Annotated in this window: 11 protein-coding genes and 1 riboswitch; of the genes, 5 read left to right on the top strand and 6 right to left on the bottom strand. The window is 56.2% G+C overall.

Features of this window, described 5'->3' with window-relative positions:
* The first annotated feature begins 32 nt into the window (after positions 1 to 32).
* On the top strand, positions 33 to 1,166 hold the full coding sequence (locus ADICEAN_RS02280) for a PA0069 family radical SAM protein (RefSeq protein WP_009193892.1): 1,134 nt from the start codon (positions 33 to 35) through the stop codon (positions 1,164 to 1,166).
* An 85-nt stretch (positions 1,167 to 1,251) separates the two neighbouring features.
* On the opposite strand, the gene ADICEAN_RS20850 is transcribed toward ADICEAN_RS02280, so the two are convergent.
* From ADICEAN_RS20850 to ADICEAN_RS02265, 3 genes are all read right to left on the bottom strand, one after another.
* A complete protein-coding gene (locus ADICEAN_RS20850; protein WP_009193891.1) occupies positions 1,252 to 3,939 on the bottom strand; it encodes a T9SS-dependent choice-of-anchor J family protein in 2,688 nt (895 codons plus the stop codon).
* 77 nt (positions 3,940 to 4,016) lie between these two features.
* Positions 4,017 to 5,357 carry a zinc metalloprotease gene (locus ADICEAN_RS02270; RefSeq protein WP_051068773.1) on the bottom strand — a complete coding sequence of 447 codons (1,341 nt, stop codon included), beginning with the start codon at positions 5,355 to 5,357 and terminating at the stop codon, positions 4,017 to 4,019.
* Between the two features lie 348 nt (positions 5,358 to 5,705).
* Positions 5,706 to 6,113, bottom strand: a complete 408-nt coding sequence (locus ADICEAN_RS02265; RefSeq protein ID WP_009193889.1) for a hypothetical protein — start codon at positions 6,111 to 6,113, stop codon at positions 5,706 to 5,708.
* A gap of 172 nt (positions 6,114 to 6,285) precedes the next feature.
* Positions 6,286 to 6,395: riboswitch (SAM riboswitch) on the top strand.
* Positions 6,396 to 6,658: 263 nt separating this feature from the next.
* On the opposite strand from ADICEAN_RS02265, the gene ADICEAN_RS02260 reads away from it, so the two are divergent.
* From ADICEAN_RS02260 to ADICEAN_RS02250, 3 genes are all read left to right on the top strand, one after another.
* The gene (locus ADICEAN_RS02260; protein ID WP_009193888.1) at positions 6,659 to 7,996 is read left to right on the top strand and encodes an O-acetylhomoserine aminocarboxypropyltransferase/cysteine synthase family protein; all 1,338 of its coding nucleotides are present in this window, start codon (positions 6,659 to 6,661) and stop codon (positions 7,994 to 7,996) included.
* A 109-nt stretch (positions 7,997 to 8,105) separates the two neighbouring features.
* Complete coding sequence (locus ADICEAN_RS02255; protein WP_009193887.1) at positions 8,106 to 9,158, top strand: homoserine O-acetyltransferase family protein; 1,053 nt, start codon at positions 8,106 to 8,108, stop codon at positions 9,156 to 9,158.
* 59 nt (positions 9,159 to 9,217) lie between these two features.
* The gene (locus ADICEAN_RS02250; protein ID WP_161622648.1) at positions 9,218 to 10,195 is read left to right on the top strand and encodes a homoserine dehydrogenase; all 978 of its coding nucleotides are present in this window, start codon (positions 9,218 to 9,220) and stop codon (positions 10,193 to 10,195) included.
* A 249-nt stretch (positions 10,196 to 10,444) separates the two neighbouring features.
* Here the strand turns inward: ADICEAN_RS02250 and ADICEAN_RS02245 are convergent, their stop codons facing one another.
* From ADICEAN_RS02245 to ADICEAN_RS02235, 3 genes are all read right to left on the bottom strand, one after another.
* The gene (locus ADICEAN_RS02245) at positions 10,445 to 11,809 is read right to left on the bottom strand and encodes a hypothetical protein (protein WP_009193885.1); all 1,365 of its coding nucleotides are present in this window, start codon (positions 11,807 to 11,809) and stop codon (positions 10,445 to 10,447) included.
* A 20-nt stretch (positions 11,810 to 11,829) separates the two neighbouring features.
* Positions 11,830 to 13,035: a tetratricopeptide repeat protein gene (locus tag ADICEAN_RS02240; protein ID WP_009193884.1), complete on the bottom strand. Its 1,206-nt coding sequence runs from the start codon at positions 13,033 to 13,035 to the stop codon at positions 11,830 to 11,832.
* A gap of 168 nt (positions 13,036 to 13,203) precedes the next feature.
* Positions 13,204 to 13,839 carry a porin family protein gene (locus ADICEAN_RS02235; RefSeq protein ID WP_009193883.1) on the bottom strand — a complete coding sequence of 212 codons (636 nt, stop codon included), beginning with the start codon at positions 13,837 to 13,839 and terminating at the stop codon, positions 13,204 to 13,206.
* On the opposite strand from ADICEAN_RS02235, the gene ADICEAN_RS02230 reads away from it, so the two are divergent.
* The coding region (locus ADICEAN_RS02230) for a gliding motility protein GldB-related protein (protein WP_449384782.1) at positions 13,827 to 14,413 on the top strand (587 nt) is incomplete at its 3' end. The two genes, ADICEAN_RS02235 and ADICEAN_RS02230, sit on opposite strands and share 13 nt — an antisense overlap.

Raw genomic sequence — 14,413 nt, 5'->3', positions numbered from 1 at the left:
CAAAATTACTAAAATAATTGGCTAATTGCAGCATGAAATCTACCCGGAAAACAACTGACAAGCAGGCGGCTCCCCTGCAGACTCCTTCAGGCCAAGGGGCGCCCGGCCAGGGGGCGCCCGGCATAGGGGTTGCCGGGCGAGGTGCGCAATCCAACCCCCACAACCGTTTCAGCCGCCAGGGCAGGGGGCTGCTGCACCTGGAGGGCATCGATGAGTTGCCCGCCGCCAGACAGCCCACCCAGTTTTTTATGGACACCCCCCGGCAGATCGTCAATAAGGTAGACAGCCCTGACCTGGGCATGATGCAGTCGGTAAACCCCTACCAGGGCTGCGAGCATGGCTGCATTTACTGCTATGCCCGCAATTCGCATGAGTACTGGGGCTTTAGTGCCGGCTTGGATTTTGAAAGCAAGATTGTGGTAAAGAAGAATGCCCCCGAGCTGCTGGAGAAGCAGTTTGCAAGCAAAGCCTGGACGGTAGCGCCCATTGGCCTGTCGGGCAATACGGACTGTTACCAGCCGGCCGAGCGCCAGTTTGGGCTTACGCGCCGCCTGTTGCAAACCTGCCTCAAATGGGGCAACCCGGTGAGCATCATTACCAAAAACAGCCTGATCTTGCGAGACCTGGATATCTTAAAACCCCTTGCCGAAGAAGGTTTGCTACATGTGTACCTGAGCCTTACCACCCTGCAGGAGGAGCTGCGGCGCAAAATGGAGCCCCGCACCGCCACGGCCCAGCGCCGCCTGCATACCCTGCAGCAGCTTACCGAAGCAGGCATTCCCTGCGGCATCATGACGGCGCCGATCATTCCCGGCCTTAATAGCAGCGAAGTGTGGGAGCTGGTAAAAGCAGGTGCAGCCCATGGCGCCCTTACGGCGGGCTATACCGTTGTGCGGCTCAACGGGCAGGTAGGCCCTATTTTCAAAGAGTGGCTGCACACCCATTTTCCGGACAGGGCCGCCAAGGTCTGGAACGGGATTTGCGCGCTGCATGGAGGCGAGGTGGCCGACAGCCAGTGGGGCCGCCGTATCAATGGAGAAGGGCAAGAAGCCCAGGCCATCCGCCAGCTGTTCAGGGCAGCCAAGCAAAAATTTATGGCCGGCCGCCAAATGCCCGCCTACCGGCTGGATCGATTCCGGCCCGGCGGAACCCTCAGCTTATTTTAGCAAAGGAAAACCCCCTGTCCCCTGGAAAATTGCTTTTTTGGGGAACAGGGGGTTTCAGAGGCCGATCAGCCTGTTGAGGAGTCTATTAGTGAATGATCAGTTTTTGCAGCAGGTGCTGCTGGCCATCGGTGATCTGCAGCAGGTACAAGCCAGCAGGCATCGCATTCAGCCTGATCTCCACTTCATTACTACCGGCCTGTATGCCATGCTGGCTATTCAGGACCGGCAGGCCACCGGCGGTTAGCAGCTGAATGCTTAGGGTTCTTGCTGCATCGGCAGTAAGGGTAAGGAATACCGCATGACGGGCCGGATTGGGATGCAGGCTTTGCAGGGCAAACACCGGCTTACCCAGTTGAACCAGCAGGGTAGCGCTGTACTCGAAGGTAGCATCGGTATCTACCATGCGAAGGCGGTAATAATGCCGGCCAGCGGCCAGACGGCGGTGAATAAAGCCATAATCCTGCCGCAAATGGCTGTTTCCGGCTGCGGCCACTTTACCTTTAGTGGTGTAGGTAAGCCCGTCCAGGCTATGTTCTACCTCAAAATAGTCTGAATTTTTTTCAGTAGCCGTTGTCCAGCGCAGCTGCACCTCCCCATTGGAGGAGGGGCTGGCGGTAAAGCCCATTAATTCTACCGGCAGGGCAATAACCGGGGGCAGGCCAGGATCGCCTATGCCAAAGCCCGAAAAGCCGGAAGTAAAGCTTCCAGTCACCGACCAGCCTCCGCCAAATGCTGTAAGAGAGCTGGCCGTACTCAGGGATCCGCTGGCACCCGCAGGTATGCTGTTGGGGCTTACTTCTTTGATGCGGGCCCCACTGATCTTGGCAACTTTCAGGTCTTTTCTGTTCTTGCCCGTCTGCAGTTCCCAGCCCGCAATCTCTGCCTCGGTATAAAAGAGGGTAATGGTATAGCTGCCATCTGGCTTGTTGTGGGCAGGGGTAACGTATACGGTTTTATTTGCCAGGCCTTTATCGGCGCCTGGGTTCCAGAACTCGGTGCTACTGGTGCCGCTGCGATCTATCTGAATAGTGGTACAGCCGTAATCCCAGGCCGTTGGATTGTCGATAAGGGCAATGATCTCACCGCTTGCCGCATCAAAAAAGCGTGCCGTGCTATAGGGCCCCAGATACAGGCTCTGTTGCTGGTCCAGTGTTTGGGCAATGGCGCTACCGGCGCTGGCAGCAGCGCTTACGCGTACATTCTGGAGAATAAGGGCAGGGTTGCCATTTTTGTTGTTGTTGTCGTTTATCCAGTTCCAGGCCAGATAAAAGCTTTTTCCTTCCAGTTCGGCCGGCAGGGCAATGCTGGCGGCTGTAGCGGACGTTTTTCCCTGCAGTACCGGGCCTATTACCTTATAGGAGATGCCATCCAGCGAATAATAAACCCGCCCATAGTCTGAATACGAGGGGTTAGCGCCATTGGTGCCGGTGGCCTCCCCATTGGCATAATAATTAAAGCTGAGCAGCAGCCCCTTGCGGCTGGCGGCATGGATCAGGGGGGATATCAGCCGAATGTTGGTAGTGGTATTGCTGTAGCTGCCAGCAGCGGCCGTGGCACTGCTGGCTACATAGGCCGATCCTTTTCCTGCATAGGTACCATAAAACCACGCATTGCCCGATCCGGCGCCGCCGGCCAGGTCTACGGCATACCAGCCTCTGTTTTGGGGCTGGCCGCCATCGGCAAAGTTTTCGCTAAAGATAGCCCCTGCCGGAAAACCGGCTACCAGGGGGGTATCGTTGTCGGGTATGCTAAGGGTATGCCGGCTTGCGCCGGATGACAGCACAGCATTGCTGGTGCCAGAGAGTGTAAGGCCCAGCTGCAGACTTTCTTCGGCTTCCAGCTCGGTATCGTCATACACCCGGATCTTTATGGTCTGTGGCGCTTTGCTGCCTGCCGGAAATACCACGCTGCTGGTTAGCAGGCTGTAGTCGCTGCCGGCCGTAGCCGTGTTTTCCACCACCGAAACAGCCACGGTAGCATCGCTGCTGGGGGCATTGGCAATCTGCAGGTTTATACTATAGTCGGCATAGCTGCGGCAGCCATCGGGGGTGGTGGCGCTGGCCTCGCCCAGGCTGCCGCCGGTGCTGGCAAAGCTGATCTCGGGCCGATTGGTGGTATAGATAAACGCAATATTATCGATGTGCACCGCATTGCCGTCATTGGCTACCCCATTGATGTTGCTGCGCTCGTATTTGCAATTGGCTTCAAAGTAGATCTGGATTTTGCCGCCTGCATAGGCGCTCAGGTCCAGGTTTACCCGGGTCCAGGGGGTATCGGCTCCACTGGGCTGAATGAGGCTACTGACAAAGCTGCCCTTATCACTAACAATACGGTAGCGAAAGTTGGTGTAGGCATTGCTGAGGGTATAGTTGAGGTAGTAATCAAAGCTAAGCTGCAGGCTGCCGGCATTGGTAGCATCGTAGCAAAGCAGGGCGGCGGCGTAGTGCGGATGCGAGGGGGTAAAGGCCTCGGCTGCCGTAGGCCCGGCGGGAGCCGCAGGATAGCCGTTGGCTGAGTTTCCTTCCAGGTACAGGCTCAGGCTGCTTTTGCTTTGCAGTTCGGTATCTACTCCCAGTTTTGATTCGGCGTTTTTGATCAGGATCAGCTCCGAAAGGGCTTTGGCGCCGGCTTCAAAGTCCTGGGTATAATTATCAGACAGTACGCTGGTGGTAAGGGTAGTGTTGGTGGCGTTGTTCTGGTTGTTTTGGTCGGCCACAGCGTTTGGGCTGCTGGTGTATACGCGTATGGTATGCACCCCCAGGGGCACCTGCATCGGGGGCAGCGTAATAAGGGTGCTGCGCAAAGGGGCCAGCTGCCCTGTCCAGCTATGGCTGGCTTTTACCTCTCCATTTACATCAATCTGGATGGTGGCAGATGTAAGTGCTCCCTGGGTGGCAAATTGGTGAGCAGGGCAGTTCCGCTGATGTTGCCGTCGCAGTCTTTGCTAAAACTTATTTTGGTGATGCCCGCATCATGATAAGTAGCGCCTGCTACCGTAGAAGCGGGAAGTTCCCGGCGGCGGGGGCTGTTAAGCATTACGGCCTGCGTTCTGGCCTTTTGTCCGGCTGTGAATGCATTCATGCAGCCGTCGTTGGAGTAATCCATGTAATTCTCCACCATATCGGGCAGGTCGCCGGCCTGGTTGCTGTTGCAGCTGTTGGCTGTAAGGTTACAGCCGCTGTTGGAGGCAGCTGCCGCAGGGGTATCGGCCACAAAATCATCAACCAGGCAGCCACCATCGCCCCAGATGTGGCGCAGGCCCAGCCAGTGCCCCACCTCGTGTGTGGTGGTGCGGCCCTGGTTGTAGGGTGCCCGCAGGCTAAAAATCCCGCCCGGATCTTTGGTGCTACAGCCAAAAGAGGTGTAGACCATAACCGTACCGTCGGTCAGGGCACTCTGAGGGGTGGTGGGCATGCCATTCAGGCCGCTGCTTTCGGGAAACTGGGCATAGCCCAGCAGGCCGGCCATGTTGCCGCCAAAGCTGGCCGACCACATATTGCTGTAGCGGGTAGGGTCCCAAATGGTGGCAGGCTTCAGGATCTTTTCTACATCATCGCGCAGGTCCCAGCTGGCGCGTTTGCCATGGTAGCGCCGAATGCCCGGCTCGGCCAGCTGATTGCCGTCGGGATCTACGGTAGCGGGCACAAACTCCAGTTCCATATCTGCAGCCATGGGGGCAAAGATAGCCCGGGTGTTTACCCTGTCGGCATTCTGGCGGCGCAGGTCTTCATTGAGCGATTCGATTTGGGAATACACCTGAGCTGCCATAATGTTAGGACCGGTGCCAATGGGCTCGCCATTGTGTACCACATGCACAATAACCGGGATTCTGTACACCGTACCGGCCTGGCGGCTGGCGGAGGATTGTTTCTGCTTGTGTGCTACAATTTTATCCTCAATCCACCTTTCAAAATCGGCATCGGTCGGCAGCTGGGGGTTTTCCCTGCGCCGGGCCAGTTCATTTTCTACCGTATAGCAACGGATGATCTCCTGGCCGGCGGCAAGGGACATGCCCTGATGCTGTAGCGGATCAGGACTTTTGGTAACTTGTTGAAAGGGGTTGTTCTGCTGGTGCTGCCTGGCTGGATGGCCGGAATGAGAAGGTAGCCCTGATGCCAGTATTTTTTGCTGTGCGGGCAGGTGGGAGAAGCCAAGTAGCAGTGCCAGCGGCAGGAGTATTCTTTTTTTCATGCGTTCTTTCTCCTTCAGGTAAGCAAAGTCGGTTGGTTGGTTACCTCAAATGTACTGGAGAAGCAAAGGCCGAAAAACTCGATTACAGGCTGAAAAGTACGCTCGCATTGGCCCGGCACGGGTACAGGACACCGGTAGCATATCTAACGGTATGCCTATATGTTAAAAATTGATATTGAGTAAATCCTATAGGGAGATTTGTTAGGAATAGTGGTGGCCATTTGGAACTATATTCTGCATTTGCTTTTGCACTCAAAATTACATTTGGAAATCAAATGTATTTGCGAAAGATGGTGCCAAAAGACTGCATTCTGACAGGGGGTGGCAGAGTGGAAAATGCCTGTTTCTCTATTCCGGCAGCTTGCGGATCACCAGGCGGTCGTTGGCAATTTCAATCAGCTCGGCCGAAAACTGGTACCCCCTGCTCTTGGGCAGGCTTACCTCTATGGTGCGCTGGTTAAGGGGCAGCCAGCGGCCTTCTTCCGGATCGGCCTGGCCGTCGGTGGGCGCTATGGCGTAGTAGAGCAGCACCCCCTTGGGGCGTATGTCAAAACGCTCCCGCCCCCGGCTGGGCGGAAAGTTAAAGGAGGGATGGCGGTACACCTGGTAGCCGCTGTAGTCTTCTTCATGCGAATGGATCCAGCTGCCGTAGAAGCTGTCGGGCATAGCGTAGTCTTCGGCTCCGCCGCCGCAGCGATTGGCCGTAAGCAGTAGCGCGCTAAGCAGTAAGAGGGTAAAAAAGCCTAGGGTTTTCATAAGGAATGAAGGGGGTTAAACAGCACGGTATACTTCTTTAACGGTCTGGGTGCAAGTCTGTTTTACCAAAAAAATTTTATAGCCCCGGGCTTGCATGGCAAAAAAAGGGGGCGTACGTTTGCGGTATCACGTCATTCTCAGCGGGAAATTTTCTTCCCTTCCAGAAGTGACTGATTTATAAAGAAGCGCGGAGAGACAGGCTCTGTGAAGCGCTAGCAACCCTGCCAGACAGATGGCAACGGTGCTAAATCCTGATCCCGGATAAGCGGGAGAATATAAATCGTTACTGTATGAACACACACACGAATTTTACAGCGCCTCTTTTTTTACTGACCCTCCCTTGGGCAGTTTCTGCATCTGTTTGCCGCTTTGCTGCCGGCAGCCGAATGTGCTGTTGTTGCTGTTGCTAACTCCTCCTTTCAGGCTTTTTTGAGTGGGCTGCTCCCCGCCGGTATGGTGGGTAGGCTCGCTGGCCTCTTCCCTTGGGCTGCATCTCCTGCTCCCCCTTCTTTTTTACAATTTATTCATCATTAATTACCGATATCATGTCTGATCAATCCCAAAACCTCCGTTTCGAGACCCTGCAACTGCATGCAGGCCAGGAAATCGATCCCACCACCGGCAGCCGTGCCGTACCCATTTACCAGACCACTTCCTATGGCTTCCGCAGTGCCGAGCATGGGGCCAAGCTATTTGCCCTGCAGGAGTTTGGCAACATTTACACCCGCATCATGAACCCCACCACCGATGTGTTTGAAAAACGCATTGCTGCCCTTGAGGGGGGTGTAGCCGCCCTGGCCACCGCCTCGGGACAGGCGGCCCAGTTTCTGGCCCTGAACAATATTCTGCAGGCGGGCGATAATTTTGTAACCTCCCCCTTCCTCTATGGGGGTACCTACAACCAGTTTAAAGTAGCTTTTAAGCGGCTGGGCATTGAGGTGCGCTTTGCCCAAGACGACCAGCCCGCCAGCCTTGCGCAGCACATTGATGAAAACACCAAGGCCATTTACCTGGAAACCCTGGGCAATCCCGGCTTTAACGTACCCGATTTTGAGGCCATAGCCGCCCTGGCCCGCCGGCACGACCTGCCCCTGATTGTGGACAATACCTTTGGCGCCGGCGGCTACCTGTTTCGCCCGCTGGAGCATGGGGCCAATGTGGTGGTAGAATCGGCCACCAAGTGGATTGGCGGCCATGGCACCTCCATCGGGGGCGTGATTGTAGATGGGGGCAACTACAACTGGGGCAATGGCAAGTTTCCGCAGTTTACCGAGCCTTCCGAGGGCTATCATGGCCTGAAATTCTGGGATATTTTTGGTGAGGGCAACCCCCTTGGCCTGCCCAACATTGCCTTTGCCATCCGGGCCCGGGTAGAAGGCCTGCGGGATTTTGGTCCTGCGCTAAGCCCCTTTAATTCCTTTTTGCTGCTGCAGGGCCTGGAAACGCTGAGCCTGCGCGTAGACCGCACCGTGCAAAATGCCCTGGCGCTGGCCCAGTGGCTGGAGCAGCACCCCGAGGTAGAGAGTGTAAACTATCCCGGCCTGGAGAGCAGCCCTTACCACCAGCTGGCCAAAAAGTATTTTAAACGAGGATTTGGTGGGGTGTTTACCTTCCGGGTACGGGGGGGTAAGGAGCGGGCCGAAGCTTTTGTGAACTCGCTAAAACTGGTGAGCCACCTGGCCAATGTGGGCGATGCCAAAACGCTCATCATTCACCCGGCCACTACTACCCACCAGCAGCTAAGCGAAGTGGAACAGATTAGTGCCGGCGTGCACCCCAACGAACTGCGCATTTCGGCAGGCATTGAGCACATCGACGATATCAAAGCCGATCTGCAGCAGGCCTTTGCCGCTGTGCCTAAAGGAGAGCCGGTACTGGCCTGATGCACCCTATCCCCCTCTCCGGTCGGAGAGGGGTGTTTTACCCTGATCAACCCCTACTGACAGGCCGGGCTTCTCCTCCTCTGGAGCAGGTGATTCCGGCAGAAAGACCATGCTGCACACCTTTCGATATACCCACCCCTTTGAACTGGAAAGCGGTGGCGCGCTTCCGGGCTTTGAGCTTGCCTACACCACGGCCGGCAGGCTCAATGCGGCCCGCGATAACGCCGTCTGGATCTGCCATGCCCTTACTGGCAATGCCCAACCCCAGGAGTGGTGGGCAGGACTGGTGGGGCCGGGCAAGCTGCTGGACCCGGCCCGCCACTTCATTGTTTGCGCCAATGCGCTGGGGGGCTGCTACGGCTCTACCGGCCCGCTAAGCGTACACCCCAAAACCCATACCCCCTGGTACCACAGCTTTCCGGAGCTTACCAACCGGGATATGGTGCGGGCCTTTCAACTGCTGCAAAAGCATCTGGACATTCCGCGCATAGGCCTGCTGATGGGAGGCTCACTGGGCGGGCAGCATGCGCTGGAGTGGGCCGTGGAGCAGCCCCGCTCGGTAGCGCGGCTGGTGGTGCTGGCCAGCAATGCCTGGCATTCGCCCTGGGGCATTGCCTTTAATGAAAGCCAGCGCATGGCCATAGAAGCCGATGTTACCTGGCAGCTCAACAGCAAAAAGGCTGGCCTGCAGGGCCTAAAGGTGGCCCGTACGCTGGGGGTGCTCTCCTACCGCACCTACGAGATCTACCAGCAGCGGCAGGCCGAGCAGGATCCGGACCAGCTTGGCCGGTACCGAGCCTCGGCCTATCAGCAATACCAGGGGCATAAGCTGGCCGAGCGCTTCAATGCCTATACCTATTACCGCTTCAGCCAGGCCATGGATTCGCACCATGTGGGCCGGGGCCGGGGCGGCGCGCAGCAGGCGCTGGCAGGGGTTACGGCCAAAACCCTGGCCGTGGGCATTGATTCGGACCTGCTGTTTCCCCTGCAGGAGCAGGAGTACCTGGTGCAGCACATTCCGCAGGCACGGCTGGAGGTGATCTCCTCGCTCTATGGGCATGATGGCTTTCTGGTAGAAGCCGCCCCCATAGCAGCGGCCATCCAGGGGTACTTTCCGGATTTTACCGGCGTAGCCCAGGCCCAGACAGAAGTAAAAGTATAGCCCTTTTTTAACAGAACGATTTACACACGCATTCATTCCCTACAACTATGGACAGGCGCTTGAAGATAGGATTATTTGGTTTTGGTACGGTAGGACAGGGTTTTTACCAGATTCTGCAGGAGCAGCAACTCCCGCTGGAGGTGCACCGCATTTGCGTGCGCAACCCCCACAAAGAGCGGCCAGCCCCACAGGAGCTGCTTACCTGCGAGGCAAGGGATATTCTGGAAGATCCGGAGATCGATCTGGTGGTAGAGGCCATCAGCGAGACCGAGCCGGCCTTTTCCATTGTACGGGAGAGCCTGCTGCGCTGGCTGCCGGTGGTTTCGGCCTCCAAGAAAATGCTGGCCCTGCACCTGCCCGAGCTGCTGGCCCTGCAGCAGGAAACCAGTACCCCCCTGCGCTACGAGGGGGCTGTAGGCGGCGCCATTCCCATCCTGCACCTGCTGGACGAACCCCTGCGGCATGAGCCGGTGCTGTCACTGCGGGCCATTCTCAACGGCACCTCCAACTACATCCTGAGCCAGATGCGCCAGCAAGGCTGGAGCTATGCCCATGCCCTACAGGAAGCCCAGCGCCTGGGCTTTGCCGAGGCAGATCCTGCCGCCGATGTTGAGGGCTACGACCCCTGCTACAAGCTCAGCCTGCTGGCCCTGCATGCCTTTGGCACAGCGCTTGCCCCCGCAGACATTACGCGCACCGGCATTACGGGTATATCTGCCGGCCAGATCCGGGAAGCAGAAGCGCAGGGCCGCCGCATCAAGCTGATTGCCCGGCTGCAAAGGGACGCAGGGGGTAGCCTGCAGGCCAGTGTTGGTCCCGAATGGCTGGAGCCCGATGATGCGCTCTGGGGCATTGAGCAGGAGCTGAATGGAGTAGAGGTAGCGCTGAAATACAGCGGCCCGCAGCTCTTTACCGGGCGGGGTGCGGGCGCCCGGCCTACAGGCACGGCGGTGCTCTCAGATGTACTAAAGCTTATGGAGGGCAGGGCCTATGCCTACCCCAAACAAGAAAAGCGCCACCCCATAGTGGTGGCCTGATGATGGTTGGTTACGATGTTTCTGAAAGCTGCCCTTACCTTAGGGGCAGCTTTTTTCATTTGCAGCACCAGTTGTGCCCCGACTAAGGGCTGATTTTGGGCAGAGGATGCGCACTACCAGCCCCTCTCCTTTACAAGTCGTGGCACAACCTTCTGCCAGACAAGTGGAGAGACTTAGAAAATAAACAATTTGCAAGCAGGCACAGGTGCTAATCACAGCAACCGAACAGGAGGGCATCTCTTGTAAGCCTCAACGCTGCCTGTTTTGCTTTTCATGGATCAACTCTATTTCCTTTGTATAAAATTCGCCTATTTTCTCCTCCACTACTTTTACGGATAGCGATGCCCCTCTCTTCTCCGGCAGGCTAATTTCTATGAAGCGGTTAAGCCCAACGGTGGGGGTAAACACAAAAACAGGCTCTTTTTTATCTCTGGTATAAAATTTAAGCTCACCAACGGGCGGTGTGATGACTAGCTGCCGAAGGGCGTTAGGGGCAAGCTCAAGCGTAAGCGTATCGTTTATGGAAAGAAATACCTGCTCCTGCAGCTGCCCCTTTCCCCTTCTGTAGAGGGTGATGGTAGCCGGGGTAGTTTCGTCGGTTGTAGGAAGAAACTGCTCATTTTCGGGTGATTGAACAGTGCCCGTAAGCATGTTGAGCGAATATTCTACCGTTTGCCCCTTTCCTGAGGTTGCTCCGGCTATGGCCCCGCCAATGGCCCCACCCAGCACGGCAGCCGTTGCTACATGCTGACTATTGATGGCGCCATAACCATAAAAAACAAATCCCTCTTCATGTTGTACCAGGGGAAAGAAGCTATTACTGTAGTGAATGTAGAAGGTGTTGCCATCGGAAAATCCCCAGGCATTGGTTACTTTTTGGTTGTCCGGAACAAAGTGGGCTACATAATCCAGACGGCCCTTTTCTTTGATTGTGATGGGAATTGTATTGCCGGGAGAATTGTCCCGAAACTCCTGAAACGAGCCATACACCCCGGCTTTAGGCGCAGTTGTTAAGATGGCAAACTCCTGAGGGGTAGCGGCATTGCTCTCTTGCATTAGGTCGGCCAGGCTGAGGGGAGTGGCCGCCTGCAGACGCTCCTGGAGGTTTTCTCTGGCCAGCTGATCAAAGCATTGTTGCCATACCCGTACCAGGTTATCATCATGCTTGCCGGTAACGTCCATGCCCGAACTTTTGGTAACTGCCGAGGCAGAGGCCAGGTACAGATAGTGCTCGTCTTTTTTTGCGTAAAAGGTCAGGGCCAGCTCGGCGTGTGCATACTCTTTAGAGAAAAGCGTTTCTTCCCAGACGGTAAGCTTTTGTATTTTGAGCACCAGGGGTAGCTGGGCTGCCGGGCCTGCTCCATGCGAATTGATAAAGCGCATTAGCTCGGTTGTAAAGCCATTTTTGAAGTTTACCGGCTGTTTCTGATTTACCATTCCTTTTTGCACCCAGCCAATGGAAGATTTCGCAGGGCGCTGATCAATGATTTCTTCCACGCGCAGCGAGTGGCGGCTAAGGTCTAAGGATACCTTGTCCAGGCTGGTCAGGTGATCCTGGGCCGCGGCGGTAAAGCAGCAGAGGAGGCTCAGTAGAAGAGAGGAAAGAAGCTTCATAAAGCAGTTGAGGGCTAAGATTAAAGTGTATCGGCACTAAAATGAATATGTTCTTTGAGCTGGGAGGCGCGGTAGCGGGCGTAGTCCTGGTAGCCGGTATTGACCGTATCCACTTCCACCAGGAATTTCTCGTAGTAGCGCAGGGCTACCTTCTTGTCTTTATAATAGCGGTCGTAGTTGCGGGCAAGGTGGTAGAGCAGCAGTCGGTCGCCGGAATCTTTATAGGCCAGCTGATACGCCTGAATGGCCTTGCCATGATCGCCCTTTTCCTCATAGCTTACCGCCAGCTGGGTATAGTAATGGCCCAGGTTTTCGGACATGCCCTTTTTTACCGCCTTTTCCAGTAAGACAATGGCCTTTTCGGGCTGGCCGTTGTTGCGGTAGCTCAGGCCCAGGTAATAGTTAAGCACTTCGGTATCTACGCCCTGCTGCTGCAGAAAGTCCAGCCAGCGGATGGCCTCGGGGTAGCGGCCCAGGTGAAAGTGGGAGATGCCCAGCAACTGCAGGTAATAGTGGCTGGTATCGCCGGCGGCCAGGGGATACTCCATGGCGCTAACAACTGCCTGATAGGCTTTTTGCCGGTAGGCTACCCGGGCCTGCAGCCGCCAGAGGCGCAGGTTGGCAGAGTCCAGGGCAAGGCCCTGCAGCAGCAGCTGGGAGCTTTGGGCGGCATTTCCCGTCTTTAACCAGAGCTCGGCCAGCTCGGTGAGGCTCTCCACATCATGCTCGTTGAGGGCCAGGGCCTGCTGGTAATGGTGCATGGCAAGGGAGAGGGCGCCCTGCCGGCTGGCAATAGAGGCCCGCTGGCGGTGGTAGTAGGCATTGGTGCTGTCCAGCGCCAGGGCCTGATCATAACAATCGGCCGCTGCTCCATAGTGGGTTTCCCGCAGGTAGAGCCCGCCCAGCAGGGACCAGGCAGGCTGGTGAGCGGGCTCTACCTCCAGCAACTGCTGCAGCTGTCCCTTAGCGGCGGCCGTTTGCCCGGTTTGGCTGTAGCACTGGCCCAGCAGCCAGCGTGCTTCTGCCGCTGTGCTATCGGTACCGGCAGCCGTAAGCAAAAGGGGGATGGCCTGTTGATAGTGATAGGACAGCATGAGCTGACGGGCCTCCAGCAGGGGATGTTGGCTGCTATCGGCCTGCTGTGCCGGTAATGAAGAAATAACGCCGCCGCCGATCACAGCTGCCAGCAGCAGCCGGCAGGCCAGGTGCTTAAAAAATAGGTGCATACGGGACTGGAATAAAATACAGCATAAAAGATATAACAATTGATAATTACACCCAAGCCGCCGCTGCTATTTTAGAAAAAGGAGCGGCTGGGGCATAAAAAAAATACCGCCAGGGGGGTTCCTGGCGGTATTTGTGCTTTTCTGCTACAAGGGGTTAGAAAGGGTGGCTTAGAACTTAATGCCCAGGTCCAGGCCCAACAGGTCATTGTTGATGCGGAGCTTGTCGGCAAAGTCATTGGTGCGGCGGGCAGCGTTCACTACGCCGCGGTTGTAGAAGAAGCCGCCAAAGAGCACTGTGTTGTAGCCCAGGCGGTACTCGGCGCCGGCGCCCAGGTGTACGCTAAAATCGAAGAACTGAAATTTGTCGATGTAGCGGTTGTCATCGCTCTGGGCCTTTTCATTGATCTTGACATCCAGCAGGCCGCCCAGCTGAAAATACATACGTGTATCCAGGGCCAGTTCGTTGGTAAAGAGCTTGAGCGAGGCGGGCAGCTGCAGGTACTGCAGGCTGTAGGCCTCGGTGCGGGTCATGCTGGTGGTGCGGTCGGTTACCTCCAGGCCTACCCGTTTGGGGGCATACATCAGGCCGGTGCTGAATGAATAGTTATCGGCCAGAAACAGGTCATACACCACGCCAAAGACAAAACGGCCGCCTATGCCATCGGAGTTAACGCTGAAGTCGCTGCCTTCATAGTTGACCCGATTGGTAGAAAGGGTTGGAGAAAACTTTATTCCTATCTTACTTTGTGCCTGAGCGCCAATTGCAAGGGCTAAACCCAGAAGAACCAAACATGCTTTTTTCATACCATCGTCAATTTAATCCAGTCTATCGTTTTATCTTCCTGTTGCCCCTTTGCCTGCAGCTGGTGGCCTGTGGCGATGCATCCGAAGAGGGCATCCGCCGCCCGGATATTGGCGACAACATGCCTGAGGTGCGCATTGGCCGTCTGGAGCAGGAGGTGTTTGAGGCAAAATCGAGGGACGAAATAACAGCATTTCTGCAGGAAAATGAATTATTCGCCAAAAAGTTTTTGCGCCTGGGCGACTATCCGCACGATTCCATTGTGGTAAACCAGCTCTGGCAGCTGGCACAGAACCCCCACCTGGATACCGTATACCAGGAGAGCCAGCAGGTGTTTCCGGACCTCAGCGGCTGGGAGCAGGAGTTTGCCACCGCCTTTGGCTACATCCAGCATTACTATCCCGATTTTCAGCCGCCGCAAATCTACACCATGGTAACGGGCTTTGGCACCGACCTGTTTATTTCCGATGAGATGGACCTGGTGGTGATTGGCCTGGACTACTTCATGGGGCCCCAGGCCCCCTACCGCCCGGCCGAGCTGCCTCAGTACATTCAGCGTCGCTACAGCCCCCAGTA

It is taken from the genome of Cesiribacter andamanensis AMV16, assembly GCF_000348925.1.
GTDB classification, from domain to species: Bacteria; Bacteroidota; Bacteroidia; order Cytophagales; family Cyclobacteriaceae; genus Cesiribacter; species Cesiribacter andamanensis.
This window is presented reverse-complemented; position numbering and strand designations above follow the sequence as displayed.

Excerpts from the sequence above, each read along its gene's own strand:
- ADICEAN_RS02235 (WP_009193883.1), bottom strand. The coding sequence starts at position 13,839 with ATGAAAAAAGCATGTTTGGTTCTTCTGGGTTTAGCCCTTGCAATTGGC.
- ADICEAN_RS02260 (WP_009193888.1), top strand. The coding sequence starts at position 6,659 with ATGTCTGATCAATCCCAAAACCTCCGTTTCGAGACCCTGCAACTGCAT.
- ADICEAN_RS02270 (WP_051068773.1), bottom strand. The coding sequence starts at position 5,357 with ATGAAAAAAAGAATACTCCTGCCGCTGGCACTGCTACTTGGCTTCTCC.
- ADICEAN_RS02255 (WP_009193887.1), top strand. The coding sequence starts at position 8,106 with ATGCTGCACACCTTTCGATATACCCACCCCTTTGAACTGGAAAGCGGT.
- ADICEAN_RS02245 (WP_009193885.1), bottom strand. The coding sequence starts at position 11,809 with ATGAAGCTTCTTTCCTCTCTTCTACTGAGCCTCCTCTGCTGCTTTACC.
- ADICEAN_RS02240 (WP_009193884.1), bottom strand. The coding sequence starts at position 13,035 with ATGCACCTATTTTTTAAGCACCTGGCCTGCCGGCTGCTGCTGGCAGCT.
- ADICEAN_RS20850 (WP_009193891.1), bottom strand. The coding sequence starts at position 3,939 with ATGCAGGTGCCCCTGGGGGTGCATACCATACGCGTATACACCAGCAGC.
- ADICEAN_RS02265 (WP_009193889.1), bottom strand. The coding sequence starts at position 6,113 with ATGAAAACCCTAGGCTTTTTTACCCTCTTACTGCTTAGCGCGCTACTG.
- ADICEAN_RS02280 (WP_009193892.1), top strand. The coding sequence starts at position 33 with ATGAAATCTACCCGGAAAACAACTGACAAGCAGGCGGCTCCCCTGCAG.